The sequence below is a fragment of the Flavobacterium sp. U410 genome, from assembly GCF_053570605.1.
Genome location: NZ_JBSEFI010000025.1, coordinates 22,551 through 44,706 on the forward strand (window position 1 = coordinate 22,551; position 22,156 = coordinate 44,706).

General features: G+C 34.6%; 24 protein-coding genes. 13 read left to right on the top strand and 11 right to left on the bottom strand.

Going from position 1 to position 22,156, the window contains the following annotated elements; genetic code table 11:
* Both ACUSJC_RS14690 and ACUSJC_RS14695 read left to right on the top strand, forming a co-directional pair.
* On the top strand, nucleotides 1-2,583 hold the full coding sequence (locus tag ACUSJC_RS14690) for a LytTR family transcriptional regulator DNA-binding domain-containing protein (RefSeq protein WP_449270315.1): 2,583 nt from the start codon (nucleotides 1-3) through the stop codon (nucleotides 2,581-2,583).
* 151 nt (nucleotides 2,584-2,734) lie between these two features.
* Nucleotides 2,735-3,832, top strand: coding sequence for a T9SS type A sorting domain-containing protein (locus ACUSJC_RS14695; protein WP_449270316.1), 1,098 nt, complete (start codon nucleotides 2,735-2,737; stop codon nucleotides 3,830-3,832).
* A 52-nt stretch (nucleotides 3,833-3,884) separates the two neighbouring features.
* Here the strand turns inward: ACUSJC_RS14695 and ACUSJC_RS14700 are convergent, their stop codons facing one another.
* Nucleotides 3,885-5,189, bottom strand: a complete 1,305-nt coding sequence (locus ACUSJC_RS14700; protein WP_449270317.1) for an NAD(P)/FAD-dependent oxidoreductase — start codon at nucleotides 5,187-5,189, stop codon at nucleotides 3,885-3,887.
* Nucleotides 5,190-5,358: 169 nt separating this feature from the next.
* Between ACUSJC_RS14700 and ACUSJC_RS14705 the strand changes: the two genes are divergently transcribed.
* On the top strand, nucleotides 5,359-5,853 hold the full coding sequence (locus ACUSJC_RS14705; protein ID WP_449270318.1) for an RNA polymerase sigma factor: 495 nt from the start codon (nucleotides 5,359-5,361) through the stop codon (nucleotides 5,851-5,853).
* A 4-nt stretch (nucleotides 5,854-5,857) separates the two neighbouring features.
* Entirely contained in the window at nucleotides 5,858-6,502 is a 645-nt protein-coding gene (locus ACUSJC_RS14710; protein WP_449270319.1) for a hypothetical protein, read from the top strand.
* Nucleotides 6,503-6,504: 2 nt separating this feature from the next.
* Here the strand turns inward: ACUSJC_RS14710 and ACUSJC_RS14715 are convergent, their stop codons facing one another.
* Nucleotides 6,505-7,308: a lysophospholipid acyltransferase family protein gene (locus ACUSJC_RS14715; RefSeq protein WP_449270320.1), complete on the bottom strand. Its 804-nt coding sequence runs from the start codon at nucleotides 7,306-7,308 to the stop codon at nucleotides 6,505-6,507.
* 172 nt (nucleotides 7,309-7,480) lie between these two features.
* Here ACUSJC_RS14715 and ACUSJC_RS14720 point away from each other — a divergent pair, with 172 nt between their 5' ends.
* From ACUSJC_RS14720 to hypE, 4 genes are read left to right on the top strand one after another with little or no spacing between them, the layout of a single operon-like run.
* A complete protein-coding gene (locus ACUSJC_RS14720; protein WP_449270321.1) occupies nucleotides 7,481-7,822 on the top strand; it encodes a hydrogenase maturation nickel metallochaperone HypA/HybF in 342 nt (113 codons plus the stop codon).
* Nucleotides 7,823-7,833: 11 nt separating this feature from the next.
* Entirely contained in the window at nucleotides 7,834-8,715 is an 882-nt protein-coding gene (hypB, locus tag ACUSJC_RS14725) for a hydrogenase nickel incorporation protein HypB (protein ID WP_449270322.1), read from the top strand.
* A 4-nt stretch (nucleotides 8,716-8,719) separates the two neighbouring features.
* Complete coding sequence (locus ACUSJC_RS14730; protein WP_109568171.1) at nucleotides 8,720-8,968, top strand: HypC/HybG/HupF family hydrogenase formation chaperone; 249 nt, start codon at nucleotides 8,720-8,722, stop codon at nucleotides 8,966-8,968.
* A 5-nt stretch (nucleotides 8,969-8,973) separates the two neighbouring features.
* A complete protein-coding gene (gene hypE, locus ACUSJC_RS14735; RefSeq protein WP_449270323.1) occupies nucleotides 8,974-9,984 on the top strand; it encodes a hydrogenase expression/formation protein HypE in 1,011 nt (336 codons plus the stop codon).
* On the opposite strand, the gene ACUSJC_RS14740 is transcribed toward hypE, so the two are convergent.
* From ACUSJC_RS14740 to ACUSJC_RS14780, 9 genes are all read right to left on the bottom strand, one after another.
* Nucleotides 9,981-10,583, bottom strand: coding sequence for a hypothetical protein (locus tag ACUSJC_RS14740; protein ID WP_449270324.1), 603 nt, complete (start codon nucleotides 10,581-10,583; stop codon nucleotides 9,981-9,983). The genes hypE and ACUSJC_RS14740 overlap by 4 nt on opposite strands.
* 12 nt (nucleotides 10,584-10,595) lie before the next feature.
* Nucleotides 10,596-11,675 carry a hydrogenase formation protein HypD gene (gene hypD / locus ACUSJC_RS14745; RefSeq protein ID WP_449270325.1) on the bottom strand — a complete coding sequence of 360 codons (1,080 nt, stop codon included), beginning with the start codon at nucleotides 11,673-11,675 and terminating at the stop codon, nucleotides 10,596-10,598.
* Nucleotides 11,672-12,301: an FKBP-type peptidyl-prolyl cis-trans isomerase gene (locus tag ACUSJC_RS14750; RefSeq protein WP_449270326.1), complete on the bottom strand. Its 630-nt coding sequence runs from the start codon at nucleotides 12,299-12,301 to the stop codon at nucleotides 11,672-11,674. The genes hypD and ACUSJC_RS14750 overlap by 4 nt, the downstream gene beginning before the upstream one ends.
* Nucleotides 12,302-12,304: 3 nt before the next feature.
* Nucleotides 12,305-14,587, bottom strand: a complete 2,283-nt coding sequence (gene hypF / locus ACUSJC_RS14755) for a carbamoyltransferase HypF (RefSeq protein WP_449270327.1) — start codon at nucleotides 14,585-14,587, stop codon at nucleotides 12,305-12,307.
* Nucleotides 14,580-15,107 carry a hydrogenase maturation protease gene (locus ACUSJC_RS14760; RefSeq protein ID WP_449270328.1) on the bottom strand — a complete coding sequence of 176 codons (528 nt, stop codon included), beginning with the start codon at nucleotides 15,105-15,107 and terminating at the stop codon, nucleotides 14,580-14,582. Before ACUSJC_RS14760 ends, hypF begins: the two co-directional genes overlap by 8 nt.
* A gap of 41 nt (nucleotides 15,108-15,148) precedes the next feature.
* Complete coding sequence (cybH, locus tag ACUSJC_RS14765) at nucleotides 15,149-15,856, bottom strand: Ni/Fe-hydrogenase, b-type cytochrome subunit (RefSeq protein ID WP_449270329.1); 708 nt, start codon at nucleotides 15,854-15,856, stop codon at nucleotides 15,149-15,151.
* A 16-nt stretch (nucleotides 15,857-15,872) separates the two neighbouring features.
* Nucleotides 15,873-17,609 (bottom strand): nickel-dependent hydrogenase large subunit, encoded by a 1,737-nt coding sequence (locus tag ACUSJC_RS14770; protein WP_449270330.1) that lies wholly within the window; start codon nucleotides 17,607-17,609, stop codon nucleotides 15,873-15,875.
* A gap of 24 nt (nucleotides 17,610-17,633) precedes the next feature.
* Complete coding sequence (locus ACUSJC_RS14775; RefSeq protein WP_449270331.1) at nucleotides 17,634-18,758, bottom strand: hydrogenase small subunit; 1,125 nt, start codon at nucleotides 18,756-18,758, stop codon at nucleotides 17,634-17,636.
* Nucleotides 18,759-18,911: 153 nt separating this feature from the next.
* Complete coding sequence (locus ACUSJC_RS14780) at nucleotides 18,912-19,565, bottom strand: NUDIX hydrolase (RefSeq protein WP_449270332.1); 654 nt, start codon at nucleotides 19,563-19,565, stop codon at nucleotides 18,912-18,914.
* Nucleotides 19,566-19,641: 76 nt separating this feature from the next.
* Between ACUSJC_RS14780 and ACUSJC_RS14785 the strand changes: the two genes are divergently transcribed.
* From ACUSJC_RS14785 to ACUSJC_RS14805, 5 genes are read left to right on the top strand one after another with little or no spacing between them, the layout of a single operon-like run.
* Nucleotides 19,642-20,085 (top strand): DUF4268 domain-containing protein, encoded by a 444-nt coding sequence (locus ACUSJC_RS14785; protein ID WP_449270333.1) that lies wholly within the window; start codon nucleotides 19,642-19,644, stop codon nucleotides 20,083-20,085.
* Nucleotides 20,086-20,094: 9 nt separating this feature from the next.
* Nucleotides 20,095-20,793, top strand: a complete 699-nt coding sequence (locus ACUSJC_RS14790; protein ID WP_449270334.1) for a Crp/Fnr family transcriptional regulator — start codon at nucleotides 20,095-20,097, stop codon at nucleotides 20,791-20,793.
* Between the two features lie 50 nt (nucleotides 20,794-20,843).
* Entirely contained in the window at nucleotides 20,844-21,296 is a 453-nt protein-coding gene (locus tag ACUSJC_RS14795; protein ID WP_449270335.1) for a YHS domain-containing (seleno)protein, read from the top strand.
* 9 nt (nucleotides 21,297-21,305) lie between these two features.
* Entirely contained in the window at nucleotides 21,306-21,779 is a 474-nt protein-coding gene (msrB, locus tag ACUSJC_RS14800; protein ID WP_449270336.1) for a peptide-methionine (R)-S-oxide reductase MsrB, read from the top strand.
* A gap of 3 nt (nucleotides 21,780-21,782) precedes the next feature.
* On the top strand, nucleotides 21,783-22,151 hold the full coding sequence (locus ACUSJC_RS14805; RefSeq protein WP_449270337.1) for a DoxX family protein: 369 nt from the start codon (nucleotides 21,783-21,785) through the stop codon (nucleotides 22,149-22,151).
* Nucleotides 22,152-22,156 lie beyond the last annotated feature (5 nt).

A 22,156-nucleotide genomic window follows, 5' to 3' on the forward strand; every position in this document is an offset into this window, starting at 1 on the left:
ATGAAAAAAAATTTAATTCTAGTCTTTTTTTTAACCACCTTTTTCTCGTATTCTCAGGAATATATATACAGAGAATTTGGACTTAATGAAGGATTACCTAGTTTACAAGTATATGACATCCACCAAGACAGGAATGGAATTATATGGTTTGCTACCGATAGAGGAATTGCAAATTATAATGGCTATGAAATAAAATCATTTGGTATACAGGATGGTGTTCTTAATAATGTTGTTTTGGATTTTCATCCGCTATCGGACGGTACTGTTTTTTGCTCTACTCTGGACTGCAAATTATTTTACTTTCATGAAAATTTTAAAGGTTTTATTCCTTACAAATTCAATTCTGTTTTAGCGAAAACATTAACTTCTGCGCAATATATCAAAAGCATTTATGTTTCAGAAGATGGTTCTTTACATATCGGATGTGAACAAATTTTGGATCCTATAATTATTTCTAAAAATGGTGATCTGCTTCAAAAACCTAAAAAAAGGAAGAATTCTTCTGAAACTTTAAATACATTCTCTGTTCTTGAAAAAGAGAAAGATGGTTCTTTTTTTTCTTATAAAACAAAATCTGCTGTGCCTCATAAAAATCGTATTTTTTTTAAGAACAATGAGACTTTTGCCAGTATTGACGTTATTCCGCTTCAAAATTCAAAATATTATATTTATAAAAATGCTTTTTCTGTATCGGTCTTTGATGAGCATGTAAAATCGGTTAAAGAAATTAAAAACAACTTTGAACCTATTGCTATTAAAGGGATTGATGAAAACAGATTTTTTATTGGATATTTATTTGGCGGAGCTAAAATTGTTGATTTAGAAAAAGGAACTACAGAATCTTTCCTAGAGAATAAATCGATTACAAATTTTCTAGTGGATCATGAAGGCGGATATTGGTTTACGTCTCTACATTCAGGAGTCTTTTATACTAAAGATCCTGAAATAAAAATATTAAAATGTGAATTGAGTGATTTTCCTATAAATTCTTTAACAAAGGATAATAAAGGTAAAATCTTTGCGGGGTCTTCTGATGGAAAAATATTAAAAATTGAACGTAACGCTAAATATCAAATAATCTATAATCCTACGTACACCAAAAAATCTTTTGTAGAATTTGATAAAAAAACAAAGAAAACCTATTTTTTTTCTTATCAGAATCTGTTTGTGAATGAAAATTTTTCTAATCCTATTATATTCCCAAACTATACCATTAAAATATCTGAACCCCAAGAAGACCGAATCATCTTTTCTCAGATCAAAAATGTGTCCATTTATAAAAATAATAAATTAGAATCAGTACAGGCATTCCCATTTAGAGTTCATGATGCCTGCTTTTTTAAAAATGATATTTATTTAGGAACACCAGAAGGAGTTTACATTTTAAATCAAAAAAATACGCTTTCCGATCTAAAAAAACTTCACAATCTATTTTCTTTTAGAGTTGATGATATTGATTATAATGAATCTCGTAATGAACTGTACTTTGCTACTTTAGGTCAGGGTGTAGTCATTTACAACAAGAATAATGAAAAAGTATATTCCATATCTAAAAAAGATGGTCTTTTGAGCAATGATATTAATGAAATATATATTGAAAATGAAGATACAATATGGGTTTGTACTAATTCCGGATTAAACAGAATAATATTCGATCAAAAAGAAAAGTTCTCTATTACCGGACTTAAAAGCTCTAACGGGCTTCTTAATGACGGCATTAATGATGTGGAAATCAATCATGATACTATTTGGATAGCCTCAAAAAAGGGATTGGTTTACACACAAAAACATTTATTTGATTCTGAAAAAAAATCAACACACTTTTTAAAGATTGATTATATAAAAGTCAATGACGTAAAGACTTCTATAGAAAAATTATCTCATCTCTCTTATAAAGAAAACCGATTAGAAATAGGATTTTCTGACGTCTCTTTTAAAAAAGGAAATGAAATTACATATCAATATTTTTTGAAAGGTCTGGATAAAAAATGGTATCATACCAATAATAGAAAAGTTATTTACCCTTTACTTCCTCCGGGAGATTATACTTTTAAAGTCGCTGTAACTGACTCCAACCGTTCAGACCCCAAAAAATATCTTGAAATTCCAATTTATATCAGTCCTCCTTTTTGGAAAAGTACTTGGTTCATTGTAAGTCTTATTCTTGCAATAGGCATCATTATCTATTTATTTTTTAAAACTAATGTGCTGTCTTATAATAAAGATATCATAAGAGAGTTAATTCGCCTAATTATCAAAAAAATCAAGAAAAAAGAGAGGTATTATGTTTTCAGAGAATCAGGCAAAGAAATACGAATAAAAACCAATAGCATTCTTTATGTTAAATCAGCTGGAAATTATATTGACCTTGTAACAGAAAAGAAAGTTTATACTATTCGATGCAAAATTGGAGACTTTATAATGTCTACTCCTGATCCTCTTGAATATTTAAGAATACACCGTTCTTATATCATCCGAATTGACAAAGTAGAAATGAAATCAAAAAGTGAAGTTGTAATTAATGGTGAGAAAATTCCTGTGAGTACAAGTTATGAATGCGAAATAAACAAACTAATTTTCTGACTAAAAAATTCATCACAATTAAAGAGTATTTCATCACATCTCATTTTAAACTCATCACTATTATCGTACATAACTATCACAAAAGGCGATATTAAACATTTTGTTTTTCAATAGATTATACTTTTGACAAACAATCTTTAAAACAAAAAGTATGAAAACAAAGTTATTTAATCAAGCAACATTTAAGAATTTAATTCTTATCTTAGTGTTAAACCTTTCTATTTCTACCTTTGCAGTAAACTCCATTGAGGTAGATTTTTCAACTTATTCGAATGCATTTGCAAAAACTGTAAGCGGTACTTCTAATGGTGTTGATACTTATAAAACTTTTACCATTACAATTCCTTTTTACAGTAACACATTAGATTTACTAAGTCTAAGAACAGATTATCCTGGTAGTTGTTCTGGTAGTGTAATGATAAACGTTAATGGAGCAAACTCAACTTATGCAAGTAATAGCAATACTGCTCTTCACAAATGGTATAATATATCTAATTTACCAGTAGGAACCACTTACTATACCGTAAAAAGTTTTTGTGGTAGTGTTGAAATTACAGGTTCAAGACAATTAATTAGAGTTATCATAGTAAAAGAAGCAGCACCTGTACTTAATTTAAGTATTACGGCATCATGTAGCACTAATAGCGACGGAACCTATAATGGATACATAAACATAAAAGGAACAGGAACTTATACAAATGCAACGTATTTATATTTAAAAACAACTGCTCCTACAACAGCATGCTCTTCTACTCAATTTAATCTTCCTACATTAGGCAATGGTGCAGCAAATGGTAGCATAAATAATAGCGGTTTTTTTAGCTGTAATATTAACGGAACTTATACCGTTCAATTATTATATAAAAGAGTGAACTTAAGTGGAAATTTAATCGTTTATACCATCCCTAGCGGCTCTTATAACTGGACAGATTACTCTTTTACTAAAACATTTAGAACGTGTATTAACGTGGCTGATCCTATAAGAGAGCTTGCTTTAAAAAACAGTAATATTAAATTCACTAATCCTGTTAAAGATATCATAACTTTGGAAATATCAAATGATATTAGCTCTTATTATGAAATAACTTTTTATGATTTCTCAGGATTAATTGTAAAAAAAGAAAATATAACTAATGTAAACAAAAAAGGAGCGAACACTATCAATGTCCAAGATCTGAAAAAAGGAATTTATCTAGTTGAAATCAATAATGGAAAAGAGATTTTACGAGAAAAAATCATCAAAGAATAATTGATAACGTTATTAAAAACAAAAAGAATCCTGAAAAATCAGGATTCTTTTTCTATATCTCATCACTCACAAAACTAACGGGTTCTTTTTCTTTATACGGACGAATGATTAATCGGGCTTCGCGATCAAAACGAATGTAATTGTACACCCAATTTAAGAATACGACGGCTTTGCTTTTGAATCCAATCAGTGAAAAAAGGTGTACGAACATCCAAACGAACCAAGCGAAAACTCCGCTAAACTGAAACTTCGGCAAATCGACCACGGCTTTATTTCGCCCGATAGTCGCCATAGAACCTTTATCGTTATACGTGAATGCTTTCATTTCTTTTTTGTGAACCAAACGAATAATATTTTCGGCTAACAATCGACCTTGTTGCATGGCAGGTTGTGCCATCATAGGATGTCCTTGCGGATAATTTTCGGTTTCCATCAAAGCAATATCGCCGATAGCAAAAATAGTCTCAAAACCTTCCACCTGATTGAATCGGTTGACTTTAAAACGTCCCGAACGAACTTCTAAAGATTCCTTAGGAAAACCATTAAGCATCGCCCCTTTCACACCGGCTGTCCAAATTACCGTAGCCGCATGAAAACTCAAGTCAGAATTGGTGGAAACTACTTTTCCGTCATAATCGGTTACGCGAATATTTTTCCAGACCTCAACGCCTAAATCAACTAAGAATTTTTCAGCCTTTGCAGAAGCATTTTCACTCATCGTATTTAAAATGCGATCACCACTTTGAATTAAATTAATCTGCATTTTTCGAATATCTAAATCCGGATAATCTTTAGGTAAAATAGCTTTTTTCATTTCGGCTAAAGCTCCTGCCAACTCCACGCCTGTTGGTCCGCCCCCTACTAAAACGAAATTCATCAACCCTTGGCGTTCCTCAATATCATTGGTCAACAAAGCCTGCTCAAAATTTTCTAAAATAAGACTCCGAATGTTCAGCGATTCGGGAATGGTTTTCATTGACATCGCATTGCGTTCCATCTCTTTATTCCCAAAATAATTCGTCTTTGACCCTGTAGCAATCACTAAATAATCGTACTTTAATTCGCCTATATCAGCAATAATTTTTTGCGCTTTGGTATCAATTTCCTTCACATCAGCCAAACGGAAATAAAAATCTTCAAATTCCTGTACGACTTTTCGAATAGGATATGCAATAGAATCGGGCTCTAAACCACCTGTTGCCACCTGATACATCAAAGGTTGAAAATTGTGATAATTATGTTTATCTAACAGAACTACTTGAAGTTTTTTGTTTTTCAGTTTTTTGGCTAACGAAATTCCGGCAAATCCCCCACCAATGATAACAACACGTGGAAAACTACATTGAGGTATGTTCATTTTACTAAGAAAATTTTGATTCTCAAAGGTAATGTATTTCAATGGCAATTTCAATATCAAAAACAATGACAAATTCAATAGTAATTTATTTGAATTTTTAGATTGACCTTGTTATTGATTTTTGATTAATTTGTAACAAAAAACAAGAAGCTGCTACTTATTGTTATCTATGAAGACATCCGAAGAAAAAGAGTTTGTTTCGCAACTGGAAGAAAATCAGAATATAATCCACAAAATTTGTCGGTTATATACTACTGATGAGGATGCTCATAAAGATTTGTTTCAAGAAATTACCATTCAACTTTGGAAAGCATTTCCTAATTTTAGAGGGGATTCCAAATTTACTACTTGGGCCTATCGCGTAGGATTAAACACCGCTATTACTTTATACCGAAAAAAGAAAAAATCTATTGATACCATTGAATTTGACGGAAGTTTTCATAAAGTAAAACAAGAAGAATATAATTTTGAGGAAGAAGAACAATTGAAATTATTATATGGTGCCATAAGCGAATTGAACGATATCGAAAAAGCTTTGGTGTTTTTATATTTAGAAGATAAGGATTATACGGAAATATCGGAAACTTTAGGAATTAGTGAAGTAAATGCAAGAGTGAAGATGAATCGTGTAAAGGGGAAATTAAAGAAAATTTTAAATCCGTAGCCTCATGGATGAATTAGAGATTTTAAAACGCGACTGGAAAAATAAAGAGCATTCTTTTAATCGCATCAGCGAAAAAGAAATATATGGCATGCTACACAAAAGATCTTCTTCTATTGTGAAATGGATTTTGGTGATTAGTATTGTCGAAATATTGTTTTGGACTTGCTTGAGTATTTTTACTGCTGACGAAGATTATTTTGAAATATTAGAAATGTACCATTTGAACAAAATTTTGCCCGTTTTAACTATAGCAAACTATGTTGTTTTAATTGGTTTTATCTATTTGTTCTACAGAAACTATAAAACCATTAATACAATTGGAACAGTAAAACAACTGATGGTTTCCATTTTAAAAACCCGAAAAACAGTGCAATACTACGTATGGTATAATTTAGCCATGATCTTCTTTTCATTTTTATTGGTCTTCTCCTTTCAGTTCATGTATGATCCGCAAATCAATGAAATGCTAGATGGCTTTATTCAAAACGGAGGCAACAGCAAAATGTTTTACCTTTTCATTTTTGCCATTTACTTTATTGCAGCAAGCATTTTTGTGGGGTTGATTTGGTTATTCTACCGTTTGCTTTATGGAATTTTACTAAAACGTTTGTACCAAAATTATAAGGAATTAGAAAAAATAGATTTCTAAGATTAGTAACTCCATTGACGTTGTTTGTCTAATTTTGCTTGTTCTTCAATTACTTCTGCCGGAATAACTTTTAAAAGCGAAGGATGTTGTTCAATAGCAAATTCTATTTTCTCCACTAAACTTTCAACAGTTTCAGTTTCGTAATCAATTTGAAGCGGTTCTTTGATCACAAAAGACTGTAAGATTCCTTTTTTCTTGATGCGAAGTCCTTTTCGGTCAAAAGAACGTCGGAAACCATCAATTACGATAGGTACAACTATAGGTTTGTGTTGCAAAATAATGTGAGCAGTTCCTTTTCGAACCGGTTTAAACGAACGCGTTGTTCCTTGCGGAAACGTAATCACCCAACCGTCTTCTAAAGCCATTTTGATATTTTCAGTATCATTCGGATTCACATCGCGTTTCACATCCTGACCTTTAGCTCTCCAAGTACGTTCTACAGTTATTGCACCGGCATAAGCCAAAATACGAGGCAACAAACCTTCCTGCATCGTTTCTTTAGCCGCTACATAATACAAATTCATCTTCGGATTCCACAAATAACCTACATTCTTAATATTGTTTTCTCGTCCTTTCAATGCTGCATTAAACACATGAAACATAGCCACCACATCCGCAAAATACGTTTGGTGATTAGAGATAAACAATACATTATTTTCGGGTAAACTTCTTAAAATATCAGAACCTTCAATTTTTAATTCGTTGAAACCTCTATAGCGCTTGTGCGTCATTGCACCCGCAAAACGAATTAACCATTTTTTTAAAAACAATATCTGTCCAAAAGTATTTCTTTTAAACAAACCCATACGCTCATTTTTTTACAAGGTTACAAATGTAATAAAATTGAAATACAATTTACTTTTCTCGAAAATTTAACATTTTCTAACCCAAATTTATCCTTAAAATTACTCCAATTAATTGACATTTATCATAAAATTTAATTAAATTACCCTTAAATTTGTTGGACAAACTGAGTATATGCACGAATTGTCTATAGTGACTTCGGTTGTAAAATCAACGGAAGAAGAAGTCCAAAAAATCAACGGAACTTCGGTTAAAGAAATTCATCTGGAAATCGGAAAATTATCCGGAGTAGAAATGAGTTCGTTTTTATATGTTTGGCCACAATGTATCAAAAATACAAGTTTGGAACATGCCGAATTAATCATTAACGAACCCGAAGGCAAAGCAACTTGTGCCGAGTGCGAAACTGCTTTTGACATCAAAGCTTTTTTTGATAGTTGCCCCAATTGCAACAGTCCATTCAAAAATATTACTCAGGGAAAAGAAATGAAAATTAAAAAACTAATCATTCAATAATTCAAAATATTATGTGTACTACTTGCGGATGTAGCTCAGATGAAAACGGTGTAAAATATACCAAATTAGACGTGCATGAGCACACTCACGATGGACATCATCATCATGAGCATGAGCACCATCATCATGATCATTCTCACGATCACGAACATCACCACCATCATGACCACGACCACTCACATGGACATAGTCACAGCCATTCGCATGATCATGGCCATCATCATCACGCCCATACACACGAAATCAACATTATTGATTTAGAAAAAGATATTTTACAAAAAAACCAATTGACGGCTGAACGCAACCGAGGTTATTTTGAAGCCTTGAACATTTTTGCTATCAACTTGGTAAGTTCTCCCGGTTCCGGAAAAACGTCTCTTTTAGAAAAAACAATTTCCGATTTAAAAGACGAGGTCGAATTTTCGGTAATTGAAGGCGACCAACAAACCAATAATGATGCCGAACGCATTCACATGCTGAACGTTCCGGTGGTCCAAATCAATACAGGAAAAGGATGTCACTTAGATAGCGATATGATTGCGAAAGCGACTAAAACTTTGGCTCCAAAATCAAATTCGGTTTTAATGATTGAAAACGTAGGAAACTTGGTTTGCCCGGCTATGTTTGACTTGGGCGAAGCCAAACGAGTAGTCATCATTTCAACAACTGAAGGCGAAGACAAACCACTGAAATATCCGGATATGTTCTATGGATCTCATATTTGCATCATCAACAAAATCGACTTGTTGCCGTATCTAAAATTTGATTTGGAAAAACTAAAAGAGAATGCTAAAAAAGTAAATCCGCATTTACAGTTCTTCGAAGTTTCTGCAACAAGTGGCGAAGGTTTAGAGCAATGGTACGATTTCTTAAAACAATCGTTAAAACAATAAGCGTATGTGTTTAGCAGTTCCCGGAAAATTAGAACGCATTGTCACCGAGTTAGATCCTACGTTCCGCATTGGCGAAGTGTCTTTTGAAGGTGTTAAAAAGGAAGTCAATTTAGCATTGGTTCCCGAAGCCAAATTAGGCGATTATGTTTTGGTTCACGTAGGTGCAGCCATTGGAATTATTGATGAAGACGAAGCCCACAAGACCATGCAGGTTTTAAAAGACATGGGCGAAGACATTGAAGAACTCAAGTAACGATTATGCAATCAGCTAACGAAATTATACACTTGCACCATGGAAGCGGTGGCGAACACATGACGAAACTTTTAAACGAAGTCATCATCAAAACGCTTCACAACGATATTTTAGACGTTAAACACGATGGCGCTTTTCTTAATTTACAAGGAAAACTGGCATTTTCAACAGATAGTTATGTGATTTCGCCCATTTTTTTCAAAGGCGGAAATATTGGCGAATTAGCCGTAAACGGAACCGTGAACGACTTGTCTATGTGTGGTGCTAAACCCAAATATTTGTCCTTGTCTTTTATTATTGAAGAAGGATTTTCTTTAGCTGAATTTACCACCATAGTCGAATCCATCAGAAAAGCTGCTGATAAAGCTGAAGTTCAAATTGTAACAGGTGATACTAAAGTGGTGGAACGTGGAAAAGGCGATAAAATTTACATCAACACTTCCGGAATTGGTGTGGTTTACGACAATGCACACATTAGCAGTTCGCAAATTAAACCCGGAAATGCCATTTTAATCAATGGTGCAATTGCTTCGCACGGCATGGCGATTATGTCGGAACGTGAAGGTTTACAATTTGAAAGTGATATTGTAAGCGATACGACCAACCTCAACTTTATCGTTCAACAATTGATTGCGAAATTAGGCAACAAAGTTCATTTCTTGCGCGATGCTACTCGTGGCGGATTGGCTTCTGTTCTCAATGAAATTACCACCGATTGTCATTTGGGCATTTCTATTTTGGACGAAAAAATCAACGTGGAAACTCAGGTTAAAAACGCTTGCGAACTTCTAGGATTAGATCCTCTGTATGTAGCCAATGAAGGCACTTTCGTTTGTATTGTGGACCAAAGTGTTGCTGATGAAGCTTTGGCTTTGCTACAAACTGAAAATCCGTTGGCTTCCCATATTGGAACAATTACCGAAGAACATCCGAATAAAGTGATTTTGAATAGTGCTTTTGGCGGAAAAAGAGTGGTAAATCCTTTAATTGGTGAACAATTACCGCGTATTTGTTAGTGACTTAAATTATCAAAAATTACTTTAGCACCGTAAAACACACAAAGCAAAGACGACAAAATGGTTAACCCAATTTGTATTCTTTCTGATTTCATGACTGTTTTAGAATAAGGAACACTGAATAAACCGGCGGCGGCCAACATTCCAATGATGGAACCTAATCCAAAAATGACGATGTACAGCAAACCATCTAAAGTACTTTTCATTTGAGACAAAACAACCACAACTAAAGCCCCGCTTCCCGCTAAACCGTGAATTAAACCCACGCCAAAAGCCGCTTTATGTTGGTGATCGTGATGATCATCTTCTTGTTTTAAATACATTTTTACCAAACGAAAAATCCCCAAAACAATTAGCATTCCGCCTACTCCAGCTTCAAAATAACTGAAGATTTTTTCATCAATGCTATATTTCAAACCAATCATCAATAAGCCTACGCAAAAAATGGTTGCCGTATGCCCTATTCCCCAATAAATGCCGTCTTTCACAGCGGTAGTCACTTTATTTCTATTGGTCACCAAACTATTTACCGCAATTAAATGATCGGCTTCAAAAGCATGTTCCAAACCAGAATAGATGATTAAGAATAATTTCAGCATGATTCTTTCTTTTTATTTAGCATAATTATAATAAGCCGCACAAGCTCCTTCCGAAGAAACCATAGGCGCACCCAAGGGATTCGAAGGGTTACAAGTAGAAGCAAACTGCGGACATTGGTGCGGTTTTTTCAAACCACGTAAAATTTCGCCTGCTATACAACCATTGGTCTCACAACTGGAAACCGTTTTAATTTCAAACTTTTTATTGGCATCAAATGCCTCATATTTGGATTGCAAAACAAAACCACTGTCCGCAATAGCGCCAATTCCCCTCCATTCTTGTGTACCAATTTCAAAAACATCAAACATCACTTCTTTGGCACGAAGGTTTCCTTCTTCTTTCACCATTCGAGTGTATTGATTTTCCACTTCACATTTGTCATTTTCCAACTGTAAAACCGCATGATAAATCGCTTGAAGCAAATCGGCAGGTTCAAAACCAGAAACCACAATGGGAATTTGATATTTTTCCGCAATCGGATAATATTCGGCTAAACCCATAATGGTACAAACATGACCGGCTCCCAAAAAAGCGTCAATCGTACAAAATTCGTCCGACAAAATAGCTTCCATTGCCGGTGGAACCAAAACATGAGAAACCAATAATGAAAAATTATTCAAGCCTAATTTAGTCGCATGATGAACTGCCAAAGCGTTACTTGGCGCAGTCGTTTCAAAACCAACCGCAAAAAAAACTACTTCTTTTTCCGGATTTTGCGCTGCAATATTCACCGCTTCCAAAGGCGAATACAAAATGCGTAAATCGCCACCTTTAGCTTTTGCCTGCAACAAACTAATGGTGGAACCCGGAACGCGAATCATGTCACCAAAAGAACACATGACCACACCTTTTTCCATCAATTCGACTGCTTTATCGATCAAACTCATGGGCGTTACACACACAGGACAACCGGGACCGTGAATCATTCGAATATTTTCGGGCAACAAATCCAACAAACCGTTTTTTACTAACGAATGTGTTTGGCCACCACAAATTTCCATAATATTCCATGGTTTTGTCGTTACCTTGTGAATTTCGTCAATATAATGTTTAACGAGTTCGGGATTGCGATATTCGGTTAAATATTTCATTCTAAAATTTGAAGCAATTCAATGATAAATACCAAAGTAGCATTAGGCTGAATCATGGGTGCAGCACCTTCTTCGCCATACGCAAATTGATGCGGAATGTACACTTTCCAACGAGCGCCTTCGCTCATTAAAGGTAAAACTTGCTGCCATCCGCTGATGGTTTGACTGATATTGATATCAAAAGAACCGATGTCTTTTGTAGAATCAAAAACCGCTTTGTTCAATAAATACCCTTCATATAAAACACGAACATCATCCGTCACTTGCGGACTTTTTCCGCTTCCTTCTACCAAAACTTCATATTGTACTCCTGAAGGCAACGTTATCACTTCCGGACGTTTTCCGTTTTCTGCTAAAAACTGCAATCCTTCCGCTGCATTTTGCTCTTTCATTTCCTCGCGCAAAAGCGTAATGTAATTGTTGAAAATTTCGATGGCTCTTTTTTGAGAAATTTTGGGATACGAATTGCTGTAAACTGACTTTAATCCGTCTACAAAATCCTCATACGAAATTTCATCAAAGCCATTGTCTTTAAGACTTAAGCCCATTACCACTCCTGCCGAATATGAAATTTTATCTTGTTCTTCTGTTTTTCCTATGGTTCCTAATAATTCTGAAATATTCATGTGTTACGAATTAAAATTTACACTATAATTTAATTGCCCAAAGGCTATATTTTCATCATTTGGCGACAGATTTTCGTGAAAATAACAGTTGAATTTTACTGCTAATTCGTCTTCTATTAAATCGATCAAAAGCGCATTTTGAAACACGCCGCCACTGTATGCAATTTCTTTAAAACTGTGGAAGTTTGCAACTTTTTCAATCACTTTAACTAAGGTAAAATGAAAATTAAGCGCAATTTCTTCTTTGCTTTTATTTTGTTTGGTTTCCAAAGCTATTTTTTCAATTATTTTAGATGAAGGAATTGTTTCTAACAAATCTTCTTCTTGTAAATAATCGGTTTTTATGGTTTGAGAATCGTATGCTTTTTGAGCTAAACTTTCCAAATAAATAGCAGCTTCACCTTCAAAAGTCATTTCGTGTGTAAAACCTAACAAGCAAGCCACAGCATCGATCAATCTTCCTACTGATGATGTTTGCAACGTATTTTGTTTTTTCTGTTTTTCGAATAAAATCCATTCATTCGCACTAAACAAATGACGAATTTCATCGAGATTTCCGTTCCAAAGTGACAACAAACTTATTTTTGGATTCTTTGACATTTTATCGCCTAAAATCCAATTGAAATTTTCAAAGTGCTGGATTCGTTTGAACTCTTTCTTCTGATATTCAAAAAACTCACCACCCCAAATTTCGTTTTCGGTTCCAAAACCAATGCCGTCCCAAATAACACCCAACACTTTATTTTGGCTTTGCCACAAATTGTGTTCCGTTAAAATAGCCGAAAAATGCGCTATATGATGTTGAACTTCTTCTACTTTTATGTTGTTTTTATCGATTTGTAATTCTTCAAGCATTCGTCCCGATACATACAACGGATGTTTATCTTTCACAACAACTTCCGGTTGAAACTTGAAAATGGAAAAATAATCTTGAATCGTTTTTTGGAATCGCAAAGCTGTATCGAAATTGGATAAATTCCCTAAATATTCGCTTGAATACAAATATGCATTAGGAAAAATGGCGATCGAACTTTTTAAATCGGCTCCCAGTGCTACAACTTTTTTACTTTGGATTTGTTCTTTATAGGCTAAAGGTAAGCTACAATTGGGCGCTAAACCTCGAGCTCTTCTCAATATAATTTTTCGTTTCTTTTTGGTCAATCGCACTACAGAATCATCCTGCGGATGAAGAATTTCTAAACTGTGATGTAAAAAGAAATCGGCAATGTTTTTTAATTTTTCTTCGGCGTCTTTTTCGTTACTACAAATGGGCGAACCGTGAACGTTTCCGCTGGTTGCTACTAACGGAATTTGCGTTTCATGACACAACAACTGCAACAAACCCGAATAAGGCAATAGCGCTCCAATGGTTCCGTTGATAGGTGAAACTTCGTTTACAGCCACATCACTTTCCGTTTTTGAAGGCAAAATAACGATTGGTGAAACCGCAGATTGCAATTCGTTTAATGCAAAATCATCAGCTGAAACATTTTTGTGCAAACTTTCTTCGTTAGGAAATAAAACCGCCAAAGGTTTAACAGGTCTTTGTTTTCGAAGTCTCAATTTTTGAACAACCTCAGCTTTTGTTGCATCGCAAAGTAATAAATAACCCGTTGTATTTTTTAGCGCGATGATACTTCCGGCTTTTAATTGGTTTGCCAAAAAAGGAAAAATCTCTGAATTGGTTTCGAATAATTTTTCTCCGTTGGCATTGGTTACCCAAATTGGAATTCCGCAAGTTGAACACGTATTGGTTTGCGAATAAAAACGTTTATCCTTTGGATTTTTGTATTCCTGTTGACATTCCGGACACATGTTGAAGTGATGTAAACTTGTATTTTCTCTTTCGAAAGGAAAGCTTTGAGTTACAGCATAACGCGGTCCGCAAGAAGTACACGTAGTAAACGGATAATAAAATCGTCTGTTATTTTTGTCGAGAATTTCCGTTTTACAATCTGAACAAATGGCAAAATCAGGCGTCAAAGGAGCATTTATCGGGTTTCCCGAATTTGTGGCTACAATTTGAAAATCATCAAAATGTACATTTTCAGAAATTTCCGTAAAAGCGATGGTTTCAATTTTAGAACTTGGTGGCGCTTGAAGCGAAATGTTATCATAAAAATTTTGGAACACCTCTGCTGAAGTTTGCGCTGTAATTTCTACTCCAAAAACAGTATTAGTCACAGTTCCTTTAATTTTATATTGGGTTGCCAAATTGTAAATAAAAGGTCTGAAACCAACTCCTTGAACTCTTCCGGAAATCTGTATTTTGAATGTTTTATTCAACGACAACTGCTTTCTGCTCTCTGATGTTTTGAACCAAATTTAAGATTTCATCCGTTACTTTTGCTATGGCCGCTTCCACTTTTGGAGATAATCCGACAACCATTGGATCCATTTTAGAAATGGTAATGGTGTAGAGATAGATTTGGGGCATCCTATCAAACATAGTCAAAATTTCGACCATATCTTTTAATCCGAAATTGTGTCCGCTTAGTGCCAAGGGAAAATCATTGGAAAATTTTGGTTTCAACAAGGAAATTGTTCCTTCTTCTTTGCCATCCATCGTTGCATCGACTAAAATAGCAATAGGATGACTTTCCAGATAAGGAACCAAAAGAAAACCTCCGGTTCCTCCATCTATAAAAGTTATATTTTCGGGGAATTTTGATTGATCCAAATTATTGATAAAATGCACACCAACGCCTTCATCTCCCATCAGGTAATTTCCAATCCCCAGAATAAGAATATCGTTTCCTTTTGAGTGGAAATTGTCTTGTTTATACGCTAAAATATCTTCTTTCATAAGTGTTTCAATCAAAAAATTCTACTTAAAAGCTCAGTTCTTTATTTTTCTATTTCTTCGTGAACACGTTCTGAAGATACAAATTTTTGTCCGCTAATCATAGCCGATGTTTCGCCTCTACCTTCTAACCAATCGTGGAACATTACCAAATAAACGTGAACCACAATGAACAGTATAAAAGCCCACATTGAAATATGGTGCACTTTGCGAATCAACATTTCGTTATCGTTAAACAAAGGCGTTACCCAAGCAAACATTTTTGGAAAAAACCAAGAAGCTGTTGGTGCATACATGGCAAAACCCGTTGCCATCATTAGCAATGCTAAAATAAACATCACCAAATAAGATGCTGTAGCTACGCTATTGTGACCAATACTAAAACTTTCGATTTTATGTGCTTGTTCGTTTTGAAGAAAAATGTCAAATTTTAAAACGTGCCAAATGTTCTTCATTCCTTTTTTATTGAACGGAAAAAAAGTTCTCCAATTTGCAAATTTATTTCCTACAAAAGCCCAATAGACTCTCAAAATCATTACAGCCACCATGACATAAGCGGCAATGAAATGTATTTTTCGAACGTAGCCAAACCAAAATTGTTGAGACGCTTCCAGTTTTGACATAATTGCCGGTGGATTTCCAATAATAAATCCGGTAACAATTAATATGGTTATGGCTAAGGCATTCAACCAGTGGAAAACTCGCACCGGCAATTCCCAAACGTATACGCGTTTAAAACTTTTTGTTGCCATAATTTACTTTTTTAAACTAGATTGTACACACCGAAATATCGTTTACTTGCTTGATAATTTCTCCTTTTTCATCATACAAGTGAACCGCACAAGCAATACATGGATCGAATGAGTGAATGGTTCTGATTAACTCTAACGGTAATTCCGGATCAGCAACCGGAGTGTTAATCAATGTACTTTCATAAGGTGAACGTTGCCCTTTTGGATCACGAGGCGAAGCATTCCAAGTTGAAGGAACGACTTGTTGGTAATTTTCCACTTTTCCGTCTTTAATTACAATCCAGTGGCTTAAACCTCCGCGCGGTGCTTCTACTAATCCAACACCTTTTGCTTCTTTTGGCCAAGCTTTAGTTTCCCAACGATCCATATTCGCCATGCGAGTATCGCCGTTTTTGATGTTTTTAATTAGTTCGTCATGGAACTCTAAATTCCAATTTGCCACTAATTGTGATTCTAAAGCTCTGGCTGCTGTTCGACCTAAAGTCGAATATAAAGCATCTAAAGGCAATTCTAATTTTGCTAAAGCAGAATCTACTAATTCTTTATAATCTTCTCTTCCTTCAGCATATCCTACTAAAACTCTCGCTAACGGACCAACTTCCATCGCATGTCCTTTCCAACGAGGTGTTTTAATGAAGCTATATTTTTGGGAAACATCTAAATGAGAATATGGAGGTTTTGGACCTGTATAATTAATATTCGTTTCACCACTCCACGGTTGTCTTCCGGTATTTCCGTCGCCTTCATAATCATACCAAGAGTTGTTAACATATTCTTCAACCGTTTTTAAATCGCGGATATCCACTTCGTGAATTTTAGACAAATCTCTGTCCATGATTACTCCTGAAGGGAATTTGAATGTTTTATGATTGGTATTGTTATAGCCTTGCATTGGTAAATCTCCGAAAGCCATAAAATTGTGGAATCCACCAATTTTACCCCAATCTTTATAGAAACTTGCAATAGCTAAAACATCCGGAATATACACTTGCTCTACAAACTCTTTTCCTTGTTCTAATAATTGGCGAACATAAGCCAAACGTTCTGCATTTAAACCGCTGGCATCATCTAAATTAATAGCACAAGCCATACCGCCCACTAAGAAATTAGGATGCGGATTTTTACCTCCGAAAATAGCATGAACTTTCACGATTTCTTTTTGCCATTCTAAAGCCTCCAAATAGTGAGCTGTAGCCATTAAGTTTACTTCCGGTGGTAATTTCATAGCCGGATGTCCCCAATATCCGTTAGCAAAAATCCCTAATTGTCCGCTGCTCACGAATTTTTTCAAACGTGTTTGTAGATCTGAAAAATAACCCGGAGAACTCTTAGGCCAATTAGAAATAGATTGCGCTAATTGAGAAGTTTTATGCGGATCGGCATTTAAACCGCTAACCACATCAACCCAGTCAAATGCGTGTAAATGATAAAAGTGAACTACGTGATCGTGCAAATGCAAAGCACCTAACATCATGTTACGAACCATTTCAGCATTTGGCGGAACCACAATTCCTAAAGCATCTTCAACAGATCTAACCGATGTAATAGCATGTGAAGCAGTACACACACCACAAGTACGTTGTACGAAAGCCCAAACATCTTTAGGATTTCTTCCTTTAACTATATTTTCTAATCCTCTAACCATTGTAGAAGATACGAATGCGTCTTTAATTGTTCCATCGCTGATTTCAACTTCAGCACGTAAGTGGCCTTCAATTCTTGTAATAGGATCCACTACTATTCTTTCTGCCATATCTAAACTCTTTATGGTTGATTGTTAATCTTCTACTCTTTTTTCGTTTTCAATTGCATTGTGAATACGCCTGTCCAAATCTTTTCTTTTAGAAATATTAGACGCTACAGCATGCACCGCTGCACCAGCAGCTACAGCTCCTAAAGCCACTTTACCAATGGTATCGGCATCAGCTTCAATTCCTCCGCCAATAACAGAAGCATCGCGAGTATAGAAACTTCCGGCATCCCAGAAATCATTAGAACTACAACCGATACATCCGTGACCTGATTGAATTGGGTAACTTACACCACCATTCCATTTTAAATTTCCACAAGAATTGTAAGTACTTGGTCCTTTACAACCTACTTTATACAAACAATATCCTTTTTTAGCATTTTCATCGTCAAAAGTTTCAGCAAACAAACCAGCGTCGAAATAAGGTCGGCGATAACAACTATCATGAACACGTTTAGAATAAAACGCTTTTGGACGACCGGCACTATCTAATTCCGGTAATCTTCCGAATGTTACTACGTGAACTATAATTCCGGCCATCACTTCACCTATTGGCGGACAACCCGGAACATTAATAATAGGTTTATCGGTGATAATTTTTTCAATTGGCATAGCACCTGTTGGATTAGGTTTAGCCGCCTGAACACAACCAGTCGTTGCACAACTTCCCCAAGCGATAATTGCTTTGGCTCCTGCCGCAGATTCTTTTAAAATTTCCAAAGCACTTTTCCCTGCAATACAACAATAATTTCCGTCAGCGCCAAGAGGAACAGAACCTTCCACACACAAAATATATTCACCTTTGTACTTATCCATTGTTGCTTTTTTAGCAGCTTCGGCTTGATGACCTGATGCCGCCATTAAAGTCAAGGTATAATCCAAAGAAATTTTGTCTAAAATAATATCAGCTACAATAGGGTGATCCGATCGGATAAAAGATTCACTACAGCAAGTACACTCTTGAAAGTGTTCCCAAATTACCGGTAATCGAGGAGTAGTTTCTAATGCTTTGGCTATTTGACCAATCGCAGTATTTTCAACTCCCATATAGGCTCCGATAAAAGCCACGAATTTCATAAAATCCCTTCTTGTATAGCCATTGGCTTCTATACTTTGTAAGTAGGTTTGATTTTGGTTAGTCTCTTGTTTCATACGCTTTCAGATATTGGTTGATGAACATATGGGGTAATGCAATAACATTATCACAAACTATACGAAAGTAAACCAATCTAAAAATGAAAAACATGATAAATGTCATGTTTTTGTATTTCTTAACTATTTAAAATTAGTCCAAATTACTTATTATCAGAGACTTTTAACTAAAAGTGAATTTTGAATAACCATCTTCAATTCGCTCATCATCATGGCTGTTGCTCCCCAAACGACATATTTATCTACCTGGAAAGCAGGAACCTGAATATTATTTGCGTAAGATGTCGTCATTTTGACTTGAATAATAGATTTTTCGTCTAAAAAAGAAGACAACGGAAATTCAAGAACGCGTTTTACTTCATCAGGATTTGCAGTAAATTTAACTTCTTCGTCAGCAATGCCCATGAAAGGAGAAACCAAGAAGTTACTTGGCGGAATATACACCTGACTGAAAGGTTTTATGATTTCGACACTTTTAGGATTCACTCCTACTTCTTCATAAGCTTCGCGAAGAGCGGTTTGTTCCAAATTTTCATCTTCTATTTCTACTTTTCCACCTGGAAATGCAATTTGTGAAGAATGTACACCGGGATAGGAGTTTCGGACGATTAAAACTAAGTGTGTTTCATTATTTTTGGGATACAAAAGCATTAAAACGGCTGCTTCTCTTGGGTTATATTTTAAAAAATCGTTATCCTTTAGAAAAGCAATTCGCTCCAAAGGTGCCATTTTTGCATGGGCATCTGAGGCTAATAACTTTTCATTTTCTATTTTTGGAACATATTTTTTAAAATCTTTAAATAACATACCTTTAAATTTGCAAATTGCATCTTATAAAGTTAGGGCTATTTTTAACAAAAATCAATTTTTTAAGCTACAAAAAATGTTCAGTAAAGAAGAAGTACGTGAAATGAAAAAAGAATTCTGGGTAAATTTTGCGGAAGAATATCCTAGAAAATGGTTGTTATATGATACTAAAATTAAAGATGTTTCTTTTAAGTTTTATATTGATAACAAAAAAGCACAGGTTTCACTTGACATTGAGCCTAAAGAAGATGAAAAGCGTAAAATTTATTTTGAAAAAATAGAATCGCTAAAAGCTATTTTACAGGAAGATTATTTACCGGATGTCATTTTAGAACGTCATTATTTTCTGGAAAGTGGCAAAGAAATCAGTCGCATTTGGGTGGAACTAACCGGAATAAGCATTAACAATCGAAATACTTGGTCACAGGTTTTTGACTTTTTTGCCGAAAAAATGACGGCTTTTGAAATGTTCTTCTATGAATATGAAGAATATATTAAAGATTTGGAAATTAACACCTAATTTTACCTCATGTACGAAGAGTTAAAATACTGGTATTTACGCGATCACAAACTTTTTAGAATTCTGAGTTATAGTCAGATTAAACAGTTGTGTATTATTTCCAATTTTAAAAAAGGAAAAAAAGGCGATATCCTATATTTTTCGGATACTAATATTCCTCAGATTTTTTTATTAAAGAAAGGTAACATTAAGATTGTTGAGATAGACGACGAGGGCAACGAGAAGATAAAAGAAATCATCCAAAAAGGAGATTTATTTGGTGAACTGACTTTGGAACAAAATAGCTCTAACGAAGTGGCTAAAGCACTTACTGACGAAGTCATTATTTGTAGTTTTCTGTTGTCTGATTTTGAGAATCTGATGCGAAAATATCCAGATTTAGCATTATCATATACCAAGTTTATCGGGTTTAAGATCAAAAAATGGAAAAACAATTATAACAATCTTATTTTCCTAAATGCAGAAACCCGTCTTTTACTTTTTTTAATTGAATGGGCTGAACAAGATGGAATTGAAGAAAACGGCAGTTTCAGAATTGAAAATTATCTCACTCAAAATGATATTGCTCAAATTATTTGTACTTCGCGACAAACAACCATTTCCTTACTTAGTGATTTGGAACAAAAGAATATTATTTCTTACTCCAGAAAAGAAATTATGATTCCAAATATTGAGGTTCTCAAAAATTTAATCCGTAATGTAAAGTAGTTTACATTTCTATTGGTGAAAGCATCATAACTTTGCTAAAAATAATAGTTATGAAAGTCCGAACCGCCTTATTCGTTTTCTTCATTTTTACTTTGACTAGTTTTGGTCAAACTCAAAAAGAAAATCGCAATTTAGAATCAAATATTGCCCTTCAAGGCTATGATCCGGTGAGTTATTTTTCTGTCGGAAAAGCTCAAAAAGGTAAAAAAGAGTTTGCTGTTTCCATTCGAAATGCTATTTATTATTGCTATTCTGCAGAAAACAAAAAATTATTAGAAAGCACCCCGGATAAATATGAACCTCAATATGGCGGTTGGTGCGCCTATGCAATGGGTGCTAATGGTGAAAAAGTCGAAATTGATCCTCAAACTTTTAAGATCATCAATGGTAAACTCTATTTATTTTATAATGCGTATTTTAGTAACACACTAAAATCTTGGAATAAAAATGAAACTGAACTGAAAAAGAAAGCCGATCTCAATTGGCAAAAAATAACGAAATAAAAAAATGCTATGAAAAAGATGTTGTTTTTAATTTTAATTTTAGGGATTCAATCTTGTCAATCACAAACTAAAAAAAGTAATGATATGAATTTTGAAGTCAACAAAACCGACGCTGAGTGGAAATCACAACTTTCTGATGAAGAATACAGAATTCTTCGAAAAAAAGGAACTGAAATGGCTTTTACTGGTGAATATTGGGATTATTTTGCCAAAGGAAAATATGTTTGTGCTGCCTGTGGTAATGAACTTTTTACTTCAAACACTAAGTTTGATTCGCACTGCGGATGGCCTTCCTTTGACCAAGCCATCAAAGGTTCGGTGATTTATAAAGAAGATTTAAGCTTTGGAATGGTAAGAACTGAAGTGATGTGCGCTAAATGCGGTGGTCACTTAGGTCACGTTTTTGATGATGGTCCAAGAGAAACAACCGGTAAAAGATATTGTACCAATTCAGTTTCTATCAAATTTGTACCTGAAAAATAGATCATGAAACGAATTGTTTTTTGGTTTTTCAGAATAGTTCCTTCGATAATAATGCTGCAAACTTTGTTTTTCAAATTTACTGCTGCGCCTGAAAGTGTTGTTATTTTCAGCAAACTGAATTTAGAACCTTATGGGAGAATCGGAACCGGAATTATAGAGCTAATTGCTTCGGTATTATTATTAATTCCTAAGAAATCTTTTTATGGAGCGCTTTTAGGAATCGGAACAATGTTAGGAGCCATTTTGTCTCATATTTTCATTCTGAATATAGAAGTAAATCAAGATCATGGAAGCTTATTTTTTATGGCTTGTACTACTTTTCTTTGCTGTACCTATGTTTTGATAACTGATGCTAAAAATTTCTTATACTAAAAACA